This window comes from Desulfonatronum sp. SC1, from assembly GCF_003046795.1.
Classification (GTDB): Bacteria; Desulfobacterota; Desulfovibrionia; order Desulfovibrionales; family Desulfonatronaceae; genus Desulfonatronum.
Map to the genome: position 1 here is coordinate 18624 of NZ_PZKN01000020.1, position 18358 is coordinate 36981.

General features: G+C 54.0%; 14 protein-coding genes and 1 tRNA gene. 2 read left to right on the forward strand and 13 right to left on the reverse strand.

The window, feature by feature from the left end; all coding sequences use genetic code 11:
• Nucleotides 1-7: 7 nt before the first annotated feature.
• The 8 genes from C6366_RS11510 to cysC form a co-directional block, all read right to left on the reverse strand.
• Nucleotides 8-781, reverse strand: coding sequence for a hypothetical protein (locus C6366_RS11510; protein WP_107738094.1), 774 nt, complete (start codon nucleotides 779-781; stop codon nucleotides 8-10).
• A 78-nt stretch (nucleotides 782-859) separates the two neighbouring features.
• The gene (locus C6366_RS11515; protein WP_107738096.1) at nucleotides 860-1444 is read right to left on the reverse strand and encodes a GspMb/PilO family protein; all 585 of its coding nucleotides are present in this window, start codon (nucleotides 1442-1444) and stop codon (nucleotides 860-862) included.
• Nucleotides 1441-2742: a PilN domain-containing protein gene (locus tag C6366_RS11520; protein WP_107738097.1), complete on the reverse strand. Its 1302-nt coding sequence runs from the start codon at nucleotides 2740-2742 to the stop codon at nucleotides 1441-1443. The genes C6366_RS11515 and C6366_RS11520 overlap by 4 nt, the downstream gene beginning before the upstream one ends.
• Before the next feature lie 5 nt (nucleotides 2743-2747).
• Nucleotides 2748-3632 carry a general secretion pathway protein GspK gene (locus tag C6366_RS11525; protein ID WP_233248480.1) on the reverse strand — a complete coding sequence of 295 codons (885 nt, stop codon included), beginning with the start codon at nucleotides 3630-3632 and terminating at the stop codon, nucleotides 2748-2750.
• 125 nt (nucleotides 3633-3757) lie between these two features.
• Nucleotides 3758-4531: a type II secretion system protein J gene (locus C6366_RS11530; protein WP_158269754.1), complete on the reverse strand. Its 774-nt coding sequence runs from the start codon at nucleotides 4529-4531 to the stop codon at nucleotides 3758-3760.
• 79 nt (nucleotides 4532-4610) lie between these two features.
• Nucleotides 4611-5102, reverse strand: a complete 492-nt coding sequence (locus C6366_RS11535; RefSeq protein ID WP_146164839.1) for a type II secretion system protein J — start codon at nucleotides 5100-5102, stop codon at nucleotides 4611-4613.
• A gap of 111 nt (nucleotides 5103-5213) precedes the next feature.
• Nucleotides 5214-6203, reverse strand: a complete 990-nt coding sequence (locus C6366_RS11540) for a GDSL-type esterase/lipase family protein (RefSeq protein ID WP_107738102.1) — start codon at nucleotides 6201-6203, stop codon at nucleotides 5214-5216.
• Nucleotides 6204-6499: 296 nt separating this feature from the next.
• Nucleotides 6500-7105: an adenylyl-sulfate kinase gene (gene cysC / locus C6366_RS11545; protein WP_107738103.1), complete on the reverse strand. Its 606-nt coding sequence runs from the start codon at nucleotides 7103-7105 to the stop codon at nucleotides 6500-6502.
• 434 nt (nucleotides 7106-7539) lie between these two features.
• On the opposite strand from cysC, the gene C6366_RS11550 reads away from it, so the two are divergent.
• Nucleotides 7540-10704, forward strand: coding sequence for a hypothetical protein (locus C6366_RS11550; protein ID WP_107738104.1), 3165 nt, complete (start codon nucleotides 7540-7542; stop codon nucleotides 10702-10704).
• 132 nt (nucleotides 10705-10836) lie between these two features.
• Nucleotides 10837-12378, forward strand: a complete 1542-nt coding sequence (locus C6366_RS11555; protein ID WP_107738105.1) for a hypothetical protein — start codon at nucleotides 10837-10839, stop codon at nucleotides 12376-12378.
• 435 nt (nucleotides 12379-12813) lie between these two features.
• On the opposite strand, the gene C6366_RS11565 is transcribed toward C6366_RS11555, so the two are convergent.
• From C6366_RS11565 to C6366_RS11585, 5 genes are all read right to left on the reverse strand, one after another.
• Complete coding sequence (locus tag C6366_RS11565) at nucleotides 12814-14136, reverse strand: M64 family metallopeptidase (RefSeq protein WP_107738107.1); 1323 nt, start codon at nucleotides 14134-14136, stop codon at nucleotides 12814-12816.
• A 771-nt stretch (nucleotides 14137-14907) separates the two neighbouring features.
• A tRNA-Ala gene (locus C6366_RS11570) sits at nucleotides 14908-14983 on the reverse strand.
• Between the two features lie 82 nt (nucleotides 14984-15065).
• On the reverse strand, nucleotides 15066-15680 hold the full coding sequence (wrbA, locus tag C6366_RS11575) for an NAD(P)H:quinone oxidoreductase (protein WP_107738145.1): 615 nt from the start codon (nucleotides 15678-15680) through the stop codon (nucleotides 15066-15068).
• Nucleotides 15681-15748: 68 nt separating this feature from the next.
• Entirely contained in the window at nucleotides 15749-16786 is a 1038-nt protein-coding gene (tsaA, locus tag C6366_RS11580; RefSeq protein WP_233248478.1) for a tRNA (N6-threonylcarbamoyladenosine(37)-N6)-methyltransferase TrmO, read from the reverse strand.
• Nucleotides 16787-16788: 2 nt separating this feature from the next.
• On the reverse strand, nucleotides 16789-18243 hold the full coding sequence (locus C6366_RS11585) for a sigma-54-dependent Fis family transcriptional regulator (protein WP_107738108.1): 1455 nt from the start codon (nucleotides 18241-18243) through the stop codon (nucleotides 16789-16791).
• Between the last annotated feature and the right edge of the window lie 115 nt (nucleotides 18244-18358).

Consider the following 18358-nt stretch of genomic DNA (forward strand, 5'->3'; position numbering starts at 1 on the left):
GCACGACCTACTCAACAGGCTGGAATACGGGACCGGACGGCGTGCTGATTCGACGCAACCGGCCCTCTTTGGCTAATCTCTCTCGCTCTTCCAACGACTCAGGAATATCCTCCACGCGCCTGACTGGTTCATTCTCGCCGGCAGTGGCCGAAGGGGCGGACTGGGCGTTCATCCTGGTGCTTTGTTGCGGGCCCCGCGGCGGCTCCGTTCGCATGTGCTCATAGAGACCGATGACATGTTCCCGTCCCTGGGCGTCCACCAGCACAACGGAGTCTTGTTCGAGTTTTTTAAGCACAAAGTAGAATGATTCGCCGCGCTCCCCCTCATCCCGAGCTGTCTCGCCCTCCTCCAATATCCGATGTTTCTGCCTGGAGGCAAAACGCTCAAAATATACCAAGGCTGTTTTCCGGTCCGGCACGATACTCGTCCCATAGAGCCTTATCCCAGTGGTATCCGGCAGAAAAGTCTGGGCTTGGGGCTCTGCCTGGGGCGCATCGCCGGCAACTGACGGAGGAGGCGACCATGCTCTGCGTTCAGAAGAAAAAAGGTTTTTATCCGTGACAATAGCGTACTGGGCTGAGCCCATAGACGGATCAGGAAACAACAACCGCAATTCCTGCGAAAGCATCGCGGAAACCACGTCCGCGCGTTCCTCCCCGTTGCCTGGAGAGGCGTCCGTCCAGGCATCGTAAGAACTCCAGGTCCCCCAGGCCAAGACCAGGAATCCCGTGAAGAACACGACGTTGAGCACCATGCTGGGACTGAGGCTACGCTTCATCATTTTTCTTCACCTCAAACGGACTTCAGGCAAATTGCCCATGGCATCCCCAATTTCTCGCTTCCCACGTAAACCTTCGCCTCACAGCAACGTCCAGCAGGTAAGTTGGGCATTGAAGTAATAGTAGCGCTTCTCATGCGGGCTGATGATCTTGATTTCCACTTCGTCAAAAAAAATGAAACGCCGACCGTGCTCAACACGTTCCATGAAATTTTGAATACCCCCGATCTCCGCCCTGGTATTGATCGCCATGCGCATCTCACCGAGCCCTCCCCTTTCCACCACCGGGAGGACCCGCATGCTGAGAATACTGACTCCGGATGCATCGGCCCATTCATTGACAATGTTCTGAAACATGGCTTCGGAAAGAGGAAGCGTGCCGGCTTTGACCAGCCTGGCATCCACCACCTCTTCCCTCAGGCCGACAACCTCGGCATGCAGCCCGGCATACTTCTCGCCACTGATGATGTCCCGCTTCAGCCGTTGGTGTTCCAACCCTCTCATGTCAATAGCCTCATCCAGTGCACGGCTGTACGCATCGAAACTCACGACGGCCATATTCACGAGTACCGCCAGCCCGAGAACGAGGCAGGACGCCAACAACAGCCGCAGCCTGAGGGGTGCGTCGCGCAACCATTTCAGTTTCTGACTCGTCGAGATTTTCAATGGACCACTTCCGCGCTGATTTGAAAGACATCCTTGTTGTGAGACTTCGTCACCGGCGACTCGAAGCGCACCTCACGGAAGAGCGGGGAATTCTCCATCGCTTCGATGATGCTGGTGGCTGAATCTGCTCGCCCCTGGATGCGTACGCGACCTTGGCTAAAAACAAACGACTCCAGCCAAGCGTTTCCGGGAAGCACCTGGGTCATTTCATGCAGCAGTTCCATGACCCGAGGCCGGAGCTTGGCGTTCTTGGAAACATCTTTCATGAAATCAGAAACATCCTGAATTTCCGAACGTTTTTCAGCAATGATATCTGCTTGCGGTTTCATCCGGGAAATTTCCGCCTCAAGCTTGTGAAGATGCGCTTTCTTTCCGAAAAGCCCTCCAAACGGATAGGCTGTCAACGCCAGGAGAAACAATACCGCCAAGCCGACCCGCAACCACAGGGATATCCTCTGCTTTGCCGCCACCCCCGGCCGCTCCAGGGCAATCCGATATGGAGCTTTTTCCAGAAGCGCCCTGGAAAACTCGGGAACGACCTCTTCAACCTTGCCGTCTTGCAGGCCCAAACCCTCAAGGAGATCCTGGGAGGACATGGCGCATTCCCAGGCGAAAATCCATTCAGGCGGTTGCGGACGATTCATGAGCACTGGGCTGATGGAACGCAAAAAATCGACTATTGTCCCGCCGACCGGCATGTCGTCCCAGACATGAAAAACAACTCGCCCTTTTTCCAGGAGCAGGGCTTCGGCCATGCTGTTGTCTCCGTGGACATAGACTCCGTCCCGGCCATGCACTCTGGCAATATATACCAGAGAGGGAAAGACCCCGGCAGGAAAAATACCGACCTGGCCCAAGGCCGTTGACAAGGATTGCAATGCGCTTTCTTCAATCACCGAGACTTCAAGGTCAAGGCCGTTGCCGCTGCCACTGCCGCTATGCCTTGCATATCCCACACGGGCCTGGGAAAGATCAAAGGGAACATGGCGCATGAGCGAGAACCGCACGGCCTGGTCGAGGCTGTCGGCTGCGGCAGCGGGAAAATGCAGATTGACGAGAATAAAGTATTTCAACGGCAATCCCAGGTGCCAAACATCCTCCGACCCGGGCAGCAAGGTTGTGCCGATGTGCGCGCGGGACGGGGGGTTATTATCCTGGGTGGAGGCGACTTCCACTTTTTGAGCTGATGCCTTCCGGAGTCCGAAATAGGGTACCGTGCAGTATGCAGCGATCTTGTCATGCCACAAGAACAAGGCATGAGTGTTGGGAAAAAACAGGGACAGGATCGTGGAGATCATTATGGCTACAAGTCCAGTTCGCTGCGCAGGGACCGCCCGGGAAGGCCTGAGACGAAGTCAACGACCCGGGCTTCAAGAGTGACACGAGATATCGGCAACACATCGAAATACTGCGTTAATTGCTGATAATCTCTGTATTCCACATGTGGAGCGATGTCGGGCATGTTCTTGATGGGTTTGGTGCTGCGTTGTGCAACGATGGAATCAATAGTCTCCTGCCGGATGTCCGGAACAAGGGCCAGGGACCGAGGAGAAGCGCTATTGATATCAAGTGTTGGACCTTGCCCCGAAACAGTCAAAAAATCAATCAAACCGGGCGTCTCATCAGTGCCCTGAAACAAAGGGCGGTCCACACCCCGGATCAGCAGCAGTTCTTCGATGCTTTCCAAAGGACCGTTCTTGGCCGGGTAAGGGTGCTCCAAGGCCATGTAATATGGTGTTTCAGCACCTTCGATACGCCGCAGATCATCCTCGTCGATCCAGTCCAGAATGGAGTTCGCCACGCGTGTTGTCTGTGTGCCGTACTCCAGGCCGCAAGCAGTCAGCACTTTCTCCAGCATGTGAAGGTCAATGCTGTTCACGTTCCATTTGCCCGCCTCGGAGACAACCCTCACCTCGACCTCAACTCCATCCACAACCAATTCATACGGTTCATGACGGGGATGGAAAAGATGTTCTTGAGCTTCATGGGCCTGCTCCTCGGGAGCGGATTCGGCGATCTGCAACAGTAGTTCCTGGTTGGCCAGATACTTGAGCAGGCCGTGCTCGGCCTTGGTCAACGCGGAGCGCAACACGTGGGATTCCGTGATCAAGCGCTCGTTGGTCATGCTCCGCTCAGCGCCCAATCTCGAGGTGGTGGCGTAGTTCAGGGCGAACACGGACAGAAGCATGGCCACCCAGAGCACGGCGATGAGGATGAAGCCGTTTTGGGCGGTTGATGGTTGATCGCTGATGGTTGATCGTTGCTTTTTACGACTGCCGAAGATGACATCCCCCCTTTAATGGACCCAAACTCCTACAGAGCGCCCCGGCCCGGCACGAGCAGCAGCCGGAGCGGTTCGTCACCTTCCCGACTAAACAACATCTGGACCTGCTGCGGCCATTCTTTGCTCACCCATGCCTCAAGCTCAAGCGCATTTTCCGGCTCTCGCAGGGCTTGTGTTCCTGGGCGATCCCCGGGCGGCCCGGCAAAAGGGTCGACCGTGTCCGCGGCAAAGGAAAAATCCAGGACATCGAAGCCTTCCGCAATGCGCACCGCCTGGTGCCGCAAAGCCTCCGGCGGGAGATACACGGCCCGCGCGGCCTCGCTGGATGCTTGAAAACGGCGCACTTCCCGCAACAACCCGGGCTGCGGCTCAGGGACCTTGTAAAGATACACCCCCATCTGCTCGGGGTCCTTGAGTCCCTGATCCACGAACAAGCAGACGAAAAACAAGGCCTTGTCCTGGCGGCGCAGGGCGCCGAAGCCGTTGCGAGTGACATAAAACAACGTCTTCGCCCCCCCGGCGAAAAAGGCGAGGGAAGCGCCCTCCCAAAGCGTGGTATACGGCGCCATGCCCGCGAAATCCCTTTCCAGCAGGCGCAGCATGGCCTCCTCCCGCCGGACCTCCTCGGTGTCCGAGCCCTGCCGTTCCCAGACGCGCACGCCCAGGGCAAAAGACGCATAGATCACCACAACGACCATGGCCGTGATGGTCAAGGCAATGATCAGTTCCAACAGGGTGAAGCCGTGACAAGGGGACGGGGCGGTTGATGGTTGTTGGCTGATGGCTGATGGTTTGGCGGGCATGTGTCGTGCAATGCAGTCAGGCGGGTTTAATGGCGTATGTTTCATGTCCATCGTGGTCACACCCCTCCCTGCCGGGAGGCTACGCGCCGTCTGCCGGCGGGGAGGCAGAAATGTGGACGGAACGGAAACGGTCGTCGAAAAAGTCAGGTGCGTGGGCGATATGGCGCTGGATGGTCCTGCCTGGATCGCCCTTTCGGCCGTAATGAAACACGTAAAGGTACAGCTCCTGGGGCAGCCGCAGGGCGAGCTCGTCCTCCTCGATCGTGGGGCTTGCGATGTCCACGGGATGAATTTCCAAACGCCAAGTCAGGCCGTGAGCTTCACCTTCCCAAGGGAAATCCGGGTCGCGCACGTCCAGCCGTTGCAGTTCCTCGAAGGCCCGGTCCGCCAGGATCAGTTCCTGAACCAGATCCCGTCCCTTGCGCTCCAGGTTCATGCTCCCGGAAAGCAGTTGAAAGAACACCGTGACCGTGAGCGAGGTGATAATCACCGCCACCAGGGTCTCCATGAGGGTGAACCCGGCTGGGCATTGGCGGCACAGAGGACCACGGAAGTCATTCACTCTGGGCAACGATTCCCCACTCCTCCAGCAAAAGCAAAAAAACCCCAGGTGATAGAGCGCGTTGCCACTGGGCATAAAGTGTCAAGGAGGCATTTTTCGCTTCTTCTCTCGCTCTGAATATCATTCCTCGTCTAAAAGGAGCATCATCACGCCGGGCAGACTTTTTATCCGGTAGACACCCGTCACGGACGTCATCTGACCATTGACGATCTGCACGAGCACCTCGGCCGGCGTGGTCCAGCCTTGAACGTCCTTGAATTCCACTGCATATGTCCCGACAAGAATGTCGTTTTCCTTGACGCCGCTTTCCCGCCATGTCTCTGTACCGACGCGCCGCCATTGGGCTCCCATGTTCCGTGCGCCACCTGGTTCGGCGGAAACCAGCAGAGACCCGGCTTGACAGGAAGGAATCCTCTGGATGGCTCGACTGAATACGTTCGCGATGATCTGCATGCCCGCCTCGTTGGGATGCAATCCGTTCGGAAAATACCGGCTGTCCCAGTTGAAGGCCTGATCAAGATCCGCCAGCAGAATCCCTTCTTGGCGGACAATGTCCCGAATCATTCTGTTTAGCTCCATGACAGACTCGGCCTTCCAGTCCCGCGGCGCAAAAATGGGGGTCAACGTCGCCAGGACGGGGAAGGAATTGTTGTTCTTGGCAAGGATGACCATTATTCTGAGATTGTTCGCAATGTCGCTGACGGAACGCTCACCGATATCGTTGACCCCATACAATATCGTGACCACCCTCGGCTTGTGCCACACCAAGTAGGTGGGCAGATAGTACACGCCGTAGGTGCTCCTGCTACCGCTTTGGGCTTGGTTCACCACCTGCATCCCGGTCAAGGCCTGTAAAAGAAAAGGGTACCTGTATTGCATCGAAACGCTTTCGCCGGAAGTGATGCTGTCGCCTATGGACAGAATGGTATTCGGATCATTGTCCGCGCAGTAGTCTTTTTGCCACTGCGTAAAAGGAACAACGCCAACCCCTGCGTCCTTTGGGTTGACCTGTGCATACCCATTTGCGCCACAACATAGAAAAAAAATAAAAATCCACGCGATATGCTTCATAATACACAATCCTGTTGTTTTGAAAAAAGTCTGGACCATGCCTTCCCACCTCTACCATGGGGTGAAGTGGCCCCCTTTGTCCAGACAAAAATGAGACGCGTTTAAGATGGAGCCTGGACTCATTCACAGATGGACGGAACTGTCCTGGGTTAACATTTCCCCCCCTGCCCCGCGGCATTGCGCACGACTGGAAAAGCATGCCTTGAGAATGATCGGTGTCAGCACCTGACTTTGACGGCCCCCTGGGCTTTGGGAGCAGTCGTTCCGGCTGCTCCCTTGATTAATTGCCCTTTGAGGCGGACACAGGGTAAGCTTGGCAATTTTGCTGATGATATTCACGATTGCCGCTCTTGTAGCTTATTCAAAACGAAATCCACGGCGGCCTCCACACATTCTTCCAGGCTGTTCCTGTCGCTGGCCAGTACCAAGTCCGGATTCTCCGGCTCTTCGTAAGGAGCAGACACCCCTGTGTAGTTCTTGATTTTGCCCTGTCTGGCCAGTTCATACAAACCCTTGACGTCGCGCTGCTCGCAGACTTCAAGAGGGCATTTGACGTAAACTTCATAAAACCGGCCGCAGTCGATGAGTTGTTTGCAACGTTCCCGGTCTGCACGCAGGGGCGAGATGAACGCGGTCAGGCAGACCAGTCCGGCATCCAGAAAGAGCTTGACCATCTCGGAGATGCGGCGAAGATTTTCAGCCCGGCCCTCGGGCGAAAAGCTCAAATCACTACACAAGCCTTGGCGGACATTGTCTCCGTCAAACACATAGGTCAGCCGTCCCATGGCATGCAGCCGTTCTTCAACTGCATGGGCAATGGTAGACTTGCCGGAACCGGACAAGCCCGTGAACCACAGGACCATGCTTTTCTGCTGGAGCAGCCGCTGCCTGCTCTCGCGGGTGACGTTTCCCCTGTAAGGAACGGTGTTGGGACAAGGCATAATACTTTGTTCTCCTTTCAACAACTATCAGCTGACAGGGCAAGGGCAAAAGGACACTATTTACCCATTATGCGCCTGACGTGTTTTGGGTAGTGGCTGGGTCTCTGAGACCAGCAACCAATTCCACAGACCAAATTTCGCTTCGGGACAAATTCCTTTTTTAAAATCGCGTTGTCAATCTCCGGAATCATTTTTTTCTCACGCCCGCTCTCGCTTGTCGCTAGAATCGCAAGAGTGCTTGTCTCAGCTCATCCGTGTGAAGCTGTCAGCACATGCTATATCCAGACACCCCCCTGAATAGGGGGGGTTGACATATTATTTTTGAATGTGTTGCACTTGGAATAAGATAACAAAATATCCAAAATATGCTTTTCTTTTGACAAGGACGTTGCCAGGAGGCCAATCTTTTGACCAGGAGAAACAGGGAGTGCTGCATGAATAAGTCTGGTAAAATATTGCATGGAGGCGGGCTGGTCTGGAAGATGATCCTGGCCTGCACGATTTTATTCCTTGCTTTGTCCGGGCCGCTCCAGGCCCACTCTCCCAGTGACGGATTTGATGCTTTTGTATCAGGATCAACGCAATATACAAGAATTAACTCTGTGGTTCTGCAGCCTGATGGAAAGATAGTGATCGCTGGAAACTTTACTGAAGTTGATGGACAGAACAGGAGTCACATAGCGCGTCTGCATCCTGATGGCAGCTTAGATGAAGACTTTGTGCCAGGAGATATTGATGATATTATCTATGGTCTGGCGCTGCAGTCTGATGGAAAGATAGTGATAGCTGGAGACTTTACTGAAGTTGATGGGCAGGACAGGAGTCACATAGCACGTCTGCATCCTGATGGCAGCCTGGATGAAGGCTTTGTGCCGGTCGTTATTAATGATTCTATCTATGGTCTGGCGCTGCAGTCTGATGGAAAGATTGTGATCGCTGGAGGCTTTACTGAAGTTGATGGGCAGGACAAGACAAAAATAGCACGTCTGCATCCTGATGGCAGCCTGGATGAAGACTTTGTGCCAGCACATATTAATAATATTATCTATGGTCTGGCGCTGCAGCCTGATGGAAAGATAGTGATTGTTGGAGTTTTTTCTGAAGTTGATGGTCAGGACAGGACAAGAATAGCACGTCTGCATCCTGATGGCAGTCTGGACCAGGGTTTTATCCCTGACCCCGGAAGCCCGACCGCAGTTTTCAATGCTTATGCTGTAGTTTTGCAACCTGACGGTAAAATTGTCATTTCTTACAGGCGCAGTGCTTTTCCTAACCCTAACGAACACCATGTTGTCAGATTGAATCCTGACGGAAGCCTGGATGAGAACTTTGCTGCCAGTATTTATTCGGTTTCAAGTGATCATCTTCGACTCACTGGACTGGCCCTGCAGCCTGATGGCAGGATCTTTGTTGCGGGAAGAGGCATCAGAGTGGGTAATGATGAGCCACGAGCCATGGTTCGATTAAATCCGGACGGCAGCATTGATGATCAATTCATAAGTCCGGATTTCCATTTTTCTGGTGCAATGAGAATTCATGACCTTGCAGTTCAGCCGGACGGAAAACTTGTTGTTGTGGGCAGATTTAGAGAGGTTGATGGCTACAATCCAAACCCTGAACTTGACCCCCAGTGGCTTCCTTCAAACAACATTGTCCGCCTGTATCCTGACGGTGGACAGGAACTGGACATGCTGGCAGCGGTGCAAGATTCCTTGTCAGGGTGGCTTCGGATAAATGCCCTTGCACTTCAGCCTGACAGCAGCGTTCTTTTGGGTGGGGATTTTGATGTGTTTTACTATGTTGATGAGGGCTATGGGAGTGGTGTGCAAAGAAGAAGGGCTGCCGGGCTGAAGCCGAATGGATTCCTGGATGACGCATTTGATCCAGGTTCGAACCAGAGCATATTTGCCTACGCAGTCCAGCCTGATAACGGGATTATAGTAGGGAAACAAGATTCCATCTCCAGGTGGAAACCTGACGGCACCAATGATTCGGGATTCATGGACTGGGACACCAACGGTGCTGTCCGGGCTCTCGCTGTCCAGCCGGACGGCAAGATTCTGGTGGCCGGCGTCTTCACCGAAATAACCGCTCCCAATAGTGAGAGGTTCCCGCGCAACCGGCTCATCCGACTGGATGAAAACGGATTTCTGGACAACCATTTCCAATTTACAGGCAGCAATGGACCCAACCTCAGTGTCTTTTCCCTGGCCCTGCAGCCGGACGGAAAAGTCATTGTGGCAGGCAATTTTACTACATTCAATGGAAATCCAAACTATAAATATATTGTCCGGCTTAATCCGGACAAGACAGTGGATACAGACTTCAACCCGCCAGACTTGAACGATGGCGTGTATGCACTGGCCCTGCAGCCGGACGGCAAGATTGTCATTGGAGGGGCTTTTACTACAGTTGCCCCATTTACAAGCCAGCGGCGCATCGCCCGGCTCAATCCGGATGGCAGCCTTGATTCAGGATTCATGACCGGAATTGTTTCAACCCCCGGCATGAATGCCGATGTCAGGACCCTGGCCCTGCAGACTGACGGCAAAATCTGGGCAGGTGGTAACTTTACCAGCATAAGCGTTGGTACGGGCTCACAAACAACTAACAGGATCGTCCGTTTGCATCCCAGTGGCAGCCTAGACAAGGCCTTTCCCGCTGGTGCCGATGGTGTGCATGGGACCGGGGGGCCAGAGGGAGCCAATGTAAATGCTCTGGCTTTGCAGGCGGATGGAAAGGTGCTGGTAGGAGGCCATTTCACACAACTGCAAAACGAGGAACGCAGTTGCATTGGCAGGATGATTCAATCCACCGCAACGGAGGCTGCATTTCAGGAACTGTCAGTGAACAGCTCCGGAACTGTTGTTTCCTGGGATCGCAGCGGTCCTGCTCCTGAGTTCCACAGGGTCAGCTTTGAGCAGTCCGTTGACGGCCAGAATTATACCGCACTTGGACCAGGCTTTTACAATCTGGATCAGGGCAGCTGGCAACTGGACGGACTTAGTCTGAACCTGGGAGAAGGTGTCTGGGTCCGGGCCAGGGGGCATTTCTCCACTGGCAGATACAACGGATCTGGATCCATGCTGGAGTCTGTGCGGTATTTTTCCGGACAGGGAAACCTGCAGGTGAACATTGTTCCGGCCCAGGCCAAGTGGCGCAGGGCAGGTACGACTGATTGGAGAAGCAGCGGAGCTATAGAGTATAATGTGCCCTTGGGCACACATACAGTTCAGTTCAGCAGGGTTGCCGGGTGGAACAGCAAAACAAACGAGATCTTCAATATCACCTCCGGTGAAAACATTGAACACGTCAACTATACCCAGAATACCAGCCAGCACAGGGTTTCGGTTGCTGCTCCAGGACAAGGCGGCACTGTAAGCGGAGGCGGAACATTTGTGCACAATGCATGGGTCACCCTGACTGCCTCGCCTGATCCGGGTTTTGTCTTCAGCCACTGGACTGATGGCGGCCAGGTCGTGGAAGGCGCCGGGGCCACATACAGTTTTTACCTGACGTCCAATCGCAACCTGACAGCCCATTTTCGCAAGATCATAAGTTTGCCCGGAGTTATGATGCTGCTTCTGGATGATGAATGATGGTGATTGATTGTGCTGCCATGTTACAGGAAAGCAAAAGATTTTAACGGTGTTGGGACGGGTTAATGGATATAAAAATATGCCTGGTCAACATTCCTGGCATGTAATATTCTTAAACAGGAGTAAAAACAGATGAATAGCAAACTTGTTGTATATCTGACGGTGTTGGTGGCTGTCCTGTTTGTATGGATACTGGAGCTGCCGGCTGGAGATGTCAAGGCAATGGAAAGACAGGTCAGCAATGATCTGCGCAGGGCTGAAGGTCTGTTCTTTTCCGGAAAGTTTGAAGATACTGACAGCATGCTGGGCAGTATCGAAGAAATGATCAACAAAATTAAACAGCAAGATCCGGACAATGTACCTGTCAGATCCCTGGAGCAAAGGCTGAACAGGCAACGCGCTGATCTGAGCCGAAGGTGGTCCGGGCCGGAGACAGAAAAGAAGAGCGTTGAAGCTGAGGTTCAGGCAAGTCCTCCCAGCAGTATTGACCGGCCGGCTGATCTTCCCCGGAACACCCGCCAGGCGGTTCGTGACCTTGACCGGGCCATCGGTTCCATTGAAACCTCTGATAAAGACAGGTTGAGCAGGCTCAAGCAGGGCCACAACCTGGATCGTTTAGATACCATCCTGGCAGATATTCAGAGCAAGCTGGATAATCTTCCGGTACTGTTTGAACAGGTGCAGGCTGCAGCAGATGGTGATGGGGCCTCAGATCATCCTGATATCGGGGAACGCAGAGAAAAGATCAAAAGTGTTGTGCAGTGGGCCGGACAGGAAATGTCTGAGGTCAGGTCACAGGCTGAGCAGCGCCTGGCCGGAACAAAGAGTGCTGAACAGGACGCAGATGCGTTGCGGACCATCTATCAGGAGTATGATGCACAGTATTTTTCTCCCGTAAACAATCTCAGTTATGAACACGCAGTGGAAAAGATAATTGAGGCATTCAACCTTTTTGAAAAGTATTCCGCGGATAAGGGTCGGATTGAAAAGATGCTCGTCGATTTTGAGAGCAAGTACGGTGACACCCGCCAGCAAGTTGACCAGTCCACAGGTGACATGGCTCATGGCCGGGCCTGGGAAAATCTGAAAAGGGCCATGGACTCCATGGATCAGGTTCCTGCAAGACTGGCCCAGGGGCTGAAGTCCGCCATTGACCTGGAGCTGGAAATGCTGCCCAGAAGGCATGATTTTTATCGTCTGGAAAGACATGAAGAAATAGGAAAGCTTGTTTCCTACCAGAAAAAATATGCTCCTCAAGAACCCGGCATGGGAGACATTGATGCTGTGCTGGCAAGTGATCTGAAACAATTTGAGCAGGCCATTGATCGTCGTGAGTGGCCTGCATGCCAGGGCAATATATCCGATCGTCAGGGCGCCCTTGATTATTTCAAACAAACCTGGGGGCAGAATCCGGATCATAATTACCAGGTGCTGGGAACTGTTATTACCGGAGAGTGGTCAGTCCAGGAACGGGATCTGACCGGAAGGCCTGTCATGTATGGACTGCCAGTGCTATTGGCGGTTCAAAAGCCTGAGGACCGGGCAAAAGGCCTGGCCAGGGTTTTTATCCTGACGGTCAGGACTCCGGAAAGTGCCAGTCCTGAAATGAAGCCCCCCTTTACCTCGGATACGGTTGGGGACAGCTATTTTGTACGGGCCAAAAAAATCAAGTAGTAGTTTACTTTTCTGGTTTGTTGAGGAGCATGCTTTGCAGCTTTGTTGATACGTCAGACCGCGGATCAGCGCGATGCTGACCTGCGGTCTACGACTTGCCGTGTTTAATTAGGTAAACGCAGGTAGTTTCCACATATTTCCGCGGAATGGGCATAAGAAAATGGCCGCTTCGACGGGTTTTGGCTCATTGTTCAAAGCTTGTTGCGTGGAAGTGAGAGACCTGGACTTCATAGCCGCCCTGAAGCGTATACTTGAGCTTGCAGTATACAAGCTGCGCAGCGCAGGACAATACACAGAGCAGATATACTTCGCCATGATAACCGCAGTATTCGGGACAGCTATCGCTGTTCTTCGGCTTGAACCAGAAATTATATCAAAGATTGTAGATGGTTGATTGAAAGACAGCAACCCCGAAAGTTGAGTTGTCTAACTTTTCTATTCATCCAAAAGAAGCATCAGTACGCCAGGAAAGGAAACTTTAGGTACAGGGATTGTTTCAGTGAAATGCATTAATCTTTTTCTTAAGCCGTGAGGAAAATATTCCGCTTCTATGGATGGCTTGTTAAAAAAAGAATAATCTAATGACAACATGATGCTGTTCTCTGGACGAAAATAATCTCGCCGTGCGTCACATCCTCTATTGCAGTAACTGCTAACAGCTATCCATTCAATGCATGCTGAAATACAGTTAACGCAGCTCGAGTAAATGTAACCTTCAGTATTATAGACATATTCATCGCAAAGATTCCCAAAAGAGTGCCCAAATTCATGAAGTGCTACCTTTGCTGTGAGTGGCCCATTATATGTTGTCGCATAGCTTATCGCGCTATTATAGATGTAATCCGTTCCATACTCCCTGTATCCTCCACCTGAATATATATTAGTGTTATGTATGACGATGATTTCGTCATGATAATATCCTGAAAATATAGCTGCATTCATCACTAAGTGTGTATCACAGCATAGCAGTCTGTCAATGCTATGACATCCAGGAGCGCAGCCAAGATCAGACTTCTGTTGATGAATATGTACATTAATATTCGACTTCAGACTAGAAAAAGGTTGGATTGAAAGTATCAGATTTTTTACTTCGCGTGCCCGAGAGGTAAATTGGTTCATTTGGCTGTCAGAAAAACCACTAGAAAGAATCAGAATATTGAATCCAGTAGGGCTTGGGAAAGTGTTGCTGTTTTGAAAGAGACGAGGTGTGCTTTTTTCGTATTGCTGGTGTAATGGGGCCAGGCTCCTGGACTTTACAGGAGTATCTATATCGCCAAGAATGATGGAAACTTGGGTTGCTTTTTCAAAGTAAGGTGCAACAACGACGGTCTGTATGCGCTCTGGCTTAATTATCGATGGTGAGTTGTCGGGTGGGTGGCCAGGGGGCAACGGAGGGATGGTTTGATAAGCGGGAAAAATTAAGGGTTCACTAAACAGCACTTCCCCTTTGGCATTGGAAATTACAAGTACAGGCCCAGCTTGCCTTGAAGGTATCTCGGACGAGGAGGGAGGCCCAAGCTGGGTGGAAACTTTTTTTCTTGGAAGGCTTCCGGGCTGTAACTCTAGAGCGTCTATTTCATAGTCATCAATGGTTTGGGAAATAGAGATGACTGCCACGAAACCTGATTGTTCGTGGAAAACCGAATGCTCATTATTGACATCAATTGAACTCAATGCGTGAGCAGGATGGGCGGCCAGGAAGATGGCAAATGTCAAGGAGAAAACAAGAGCCAAAAAAATGAAGAAAACGTATTTCATGGGTGGTTTCCACGGACAGAAAATGCTGCTTCCCCGGCAAAAGGTGCTTGCGTCCTTGCGACCTGCTGGTTTCCATTCCTCATCCGCGGCGCAGCAGTGAATTCAGATTATTAAAGCGGGAAGGTGTATCTTCACCAATTCCAAGGTTGTCAGACCTGCGAAACCGTCTGCGGCTCTTTTTTGAATAAGACTTCATCCTTATAATCCGATCTTCCATAATCCTTTTCCGGATCAATATCAACAAGAAGGCAATACGGGTCACAAACGTGGGCGTTCTGGCATGCGGCAATCACGGTCAGTCCCTTCTCTGCCGCATGGGAAGCATATCCAGGACGAAAATAACACCCCCCATTGAGATTTTAACCCACTGTGAGCGGACCATGCCGAAGGAAGCGATCTTGCCGTGCCATTTGCCATCATTAAAAGGCAAACAGGCTTTTGCCGCCATTCTCCAGGGCATTGTGGGCGAACATGAGCCAGTCACGTCCAAGCCAGGCATCCTGTGCCACATAGACGACCATATTGATTGGGATATCGCTACCAAGGCTGCGAACCGGAGCTGTATCCCAACACATAGGACACGCATCAACCAAGATGACACTGGACCAGTATGGGCATGTAATGGCAGATGCCAAGAAACGAGCAATAGAGCGATTACCCAGCTTGAATGAGCTGGTATGACAAGGGAAACCAAAAAAATGGGAGGTTGACCAAGAGGTTGACCAAACAAAAAAGGGGTTAGATCGTGTTGATCTAACCCCTTGATTTTCTTGGTGGAGCTGAGCGGGATCGAACCGCTGACCTCTTGAATGCCATTCAAGCGCTCTCCCAGCTGAGCTACAGCCCCGTGCGAAGAGACGGAATCTATTCAAATGGCCGCGGATGTCAAGTGGGTTGAAAGATTTTTTTCCGGGCCGTTGACCAATGGATTACGGCTTGGACAGTTTCGTCGCGATTTCAGCGACATGGCGTCCTTGGAAGCGCGCACCTTCCAGTTCGTTTTCGCTGGGCATGCGTTCGCCCTGACCGCCGGCGATGGTGGAGATACCGTAGGGGGAACCGCCGGTGATTTCATCCATGCGCATCTGGCCCTGAAAGGAATAGGGCAGGCCGACCACCACCATGCCCTGGTGCATCAGGAAGGGGATGAAGGTCAGGATGGTGGATTCCTGGCCGCCGTGCTGGGTGGCGGAGCTGGTGAACACGCTGCCGGTTTTGCCGATCAGCTTGCCTCCGGCCCAGAGCCCGCCGGTGGCGTCCAGGAACTGGCGCATCTGGCCGCACATATTCCCAAACCGGGTCGGGGTGCCGAAGATGATCGCATCGGCTTCGGCCAGCTCGTCCACGGTGCAGACCGGGACCGTCGAGAGTTTCTTTTGGGCGTCCAAAGCGCCCATCTTGGCAAGCACCTCTTCGGAGAGCGTTTCCGGAACCCGACGCAGTTCAACCGTCGCGCCGGTCACCTGTCCGACTCCCTGGGCCATGGCCTCGGCCAGGGTGTGAATGTGTCCGTACATCGAATAGTAGACGACAAGGGCTTTCATGGTGGACTCCTTTGAGCTTGAATGTTCGGACAAACGGATTTTGATGTTCGCGATTCCGGCCTGGGAAGTCAACTTCCGTCCGCCATGCACCGATGCATCATATCGATCCGGGCCAGGCTTTCCAGTTCCTCGGCCAGGGCCAGGGCTTCATCCAGGTCCCGGCCCCAGCAGACCAGGCCATGCCGCTCCATGAACAGGGCCGGATAGGCCATGGCCGCCCGGCCCACCTGTTTGGCCAGGGCCTCGCATCCGGGTTGCAGCGCGGGCAGGCGGATCATCTTCCGGGACCAGACATCCGCCTCGAAAAGCGTCGACTCCAGCAGGTCGCCTCCGGGTTTGGCCAGGCTCAGGGCCAGCAAATGGGGCGGATGCACATGCAATATCGCCTGGGTCTTGGACTGGGACGCATATACGGCCCGGTGCAGGGCCGCCTCGGTGGAGGGCCGCCCCGGTCCGGCGGACGCTCCGGAAGCCAGATCGACCAGGGCCAGATCGCCGGGGCGCAGCCGTCCCTTGGCGCTCCCGGAAACCGTGATGATCATGGCATCACCCTGGCGCAGACTGATGTTCCCGTTGAGCCCGGCCATCAACCCGCGCTGCCAAGCCCGGTTCCCGGTTTCGCGGATCATCCCGGCCTCCCGGGCGCTGATCCGCGGTCCCCAGGGCAGGCCGTAGGGCGTCCCCTCTCCTCGCCCCTTGGACAGGACCGGCTTGATGTCCACAACCGGGGTGCCCTCCACGGCTTCCAAGGGAAAGACGTCCAGACTCCCCTGTTCCGCATCCAGTCCGACGATCCGGACCTGGTGCAGGCCGATGGGATTGGGGCGATGGGGCGAGCGCAGGGCGAAGACGCCTTGCAAGGGGTTGTCCGGATTGCCCCGGGCTCTGGCGGTCAGGCGGTCCCGTTCGGCCAGATGCATCCAGGTGAACACCAGGATCTCCGCGCCAGGAGCCAGGCCATCCAAAGCCCCTCGAAACGCGGCGTCGACCTCTATCCGGGCTGTGGGGCCGTTTTCCTGGCCCTGCTTGGGGCAGTCTTCCAGACGTTTGAGCGACGAACGTACCACGCCGACGGGAGCCAGGGTCAAAGACAAGTTCAGGTCCATGGCTACACCTGGATCACGGTTTTCATGTCGATCCCGTACTTGCGCATCCGGTTGAACACGGTGACCCGGTTGATGCCCAGGATACGCGCGGCCTCGGACTTGTTGCCGCCCGCACGGCGCAAGGCCTCCACCAGTTGCGTCTTCTGATCGTTTTCCGCGGGACAGGAGGCCGAGACGACGGATTCCGTCGGGCCCTTGGTGGGGACCGGCACCTGGATGTCCACGGGCAGGTGCTCCGGCTCGATCTGCCCGTGGTCGGCCAGCACAAAGGCGTACTCCAGGGCGCTTTTCAGTTCGCGGACGTTGCCGGGCCAGGAATAACTCATGAACATGCCCAGGGTCATGGGGCTCAGCCCCTTGATATTTTTTTCGCTTTTGGCCCGCAGTCGCTGAATGAAAAAATCCGCCAGCAACGGGATGTCGTCCCGGCGCTCGCGCAGCGAAGGCAGACGAATGGGAACGACGTTGATCCGGTAGAACAGGTCCTCGCGGAACAGGCCTTCGGAAATCAACTTCGGAAGGTATTTGTTGGTGGCGGTGATGATCCGCACATCCACGGAGAGCTGCCGGTTGTCACCCACCCGCTCGAAAGTCTTGGTTTCCAGAACGCGCAGCAGCTTGACCTGGACGGACATGGGCAGGTCGCCGATCTCGTCCAGAAAAATATCCCCGCCGTTGGCCGCCTCGAACCGCCCCTGACGGTGCCGGAACGCTCCGGTAAACGCCCCTTTGACGTGACCGAACAGCTCGCTTTCCAACAAGGACTCGTTCAGGGCCGCGCAGTTGAACTGCACGAAAGGCTCCTCGGATCGCGGCCCCAGGTCGTGGATGGCCCTGGCCACGAGTTCCTTGCCCGTCCCGGACTCGCCGCAGATGAACACCGGCGCGTCGCTCTGGGCGGCCTTTTCGATCAATCGGAAAATTTTCTGCATCTTCGCTGAACGCCCGACCATGCCGTGAAAAATGGTCCGCTCGTCCAGCAGCCGGGAAAGCTGCTGGAGTTCATGCTCCTTGCGGTCCAACTCGGAAACGTCGGTCAAGGTTTCCACGGCCCCGAAGGGCTGCCCGTCGTCGTCATAAAGCACGGAAGCTGTTTTCAGGATGTGTACGTACGTGCCGTCCTTGCGCATGATGTGACATTTTTTGCGGACAAACTCTCTCTTTTCAAACAACTTGCACCAGGCATGGTGGGCGTCGGAGCGAACGCGCTTGCAGGCGTCGCAATTGAAAATCGCGCAGGAGGAGCCGATCAGTTCCTCGCGGGAATAGCCGGTGATGTCTTCCAGGGCTTTGTTGGCCATCTTGATGGTTCCGTTGGCGTCCACCAGCAACAATCCCTCCTGCATGACCTCAAGGATCTGCCGCCAGTGCGCGTCAAACGGAGGAAAAAGTCCGGCTTGGCCCTGCCCTGGGCTTCCAGACTGAAAGGTCTTCTCAAATAGCTTTGCCGGTTGCATTATCTCTCCAAGATCGTGTACCGTTTCCATAAGACTGAAAAGAACAATGTCTCGCCTTGCGGCTATTCATCACCATGATGAACATGATTAAACACCTGTCAATGCAAAACAAGCC

Bases quoted from the DNA above. Each gene is read 5' to 3' on its own strand.
- tsaA (WP_233248478.1), bottom strand. From the start codon at position 16,786: ATGGACCTGAACTTGTCTTTGACCCTGGCTCCCGTCGGCGTGGTACGT.
- wrbA (WP_107738145.1), bottom strand. From the start codon at position 15,680: ATGAAAGCCCTTGTCGTCTACTATTCGATGTACGGACACATTCACACC.
- C6366_RS11510 (WP_107738094.1), bottom strand. From the start codon at position 781: ATGATGAAGCGTAGCCTCAGTCCCAGCATGGTGCTCAACGTCGTGTTC.
- C6366_RS11540 (WP_107738102.1), bottom strand. From the start codon at position 6,203: ATGGTCCAGACTTTTTTCAAAACAACAGGATTGTGTATTATGAAGCAT.
- C6366_RS11550 (WP_107738104.1), top strand. From the start codon at position 7,540: ATGAATAAGTCTGGTAAAATATTGCATGGAGGCGGGCTGGTCTGGAAG.
- C6366_RS11520 (WP_107738097.1), bottom strand. From the start codon at position 2,742: ATGATCTCCACGATCCTGTCCCTGTTTTTTCCCAACACTCATGCCTTG.
- C6366_RS11565 (WP_107738107.1), bottom strand. From the start codon at position 14,136: ATGAAATACGTTTTCTTCATTTTTTTGGCTCTTGTTTTCTCCTTGACA.
- cysC (WP_107738103.1), bottom strand. From the start codon at position 7,105: ATGCCTTGTCCCAACACCGTTCCTTACAGGGGAAACGTCACCCGCGAG.
- C6366_RS11525 (WP_233248480.1), bottom strand. From the start codon at position 3,632: ATGCTTCTGTCCGTGTTCGCCCTGAACTACGCCACCACCTCGAGATTG.
- C6366_RS11555 (WP_107738105.1), top strand. From the start codon at position 10,837: ATGAATAGCAAACTTGTTGTATATCTGACGGTGTTGGTGGCTGTCCTG.
- C6366_RS11585 (WP_107738108.1), bottom strand. From the start codon at position 18,243: ATGCAACCGGCAAAGCTATTTGAGAAGACCTTTCAGTCTGGAAGCCCA.
- C6366_RS11530 (WP_158269754.1), bottom strand. From the start codon at position 4,531: ATGCCCGCCAAACCATCAGCCATCAGCCAACAACCATCAACCGCCCCG.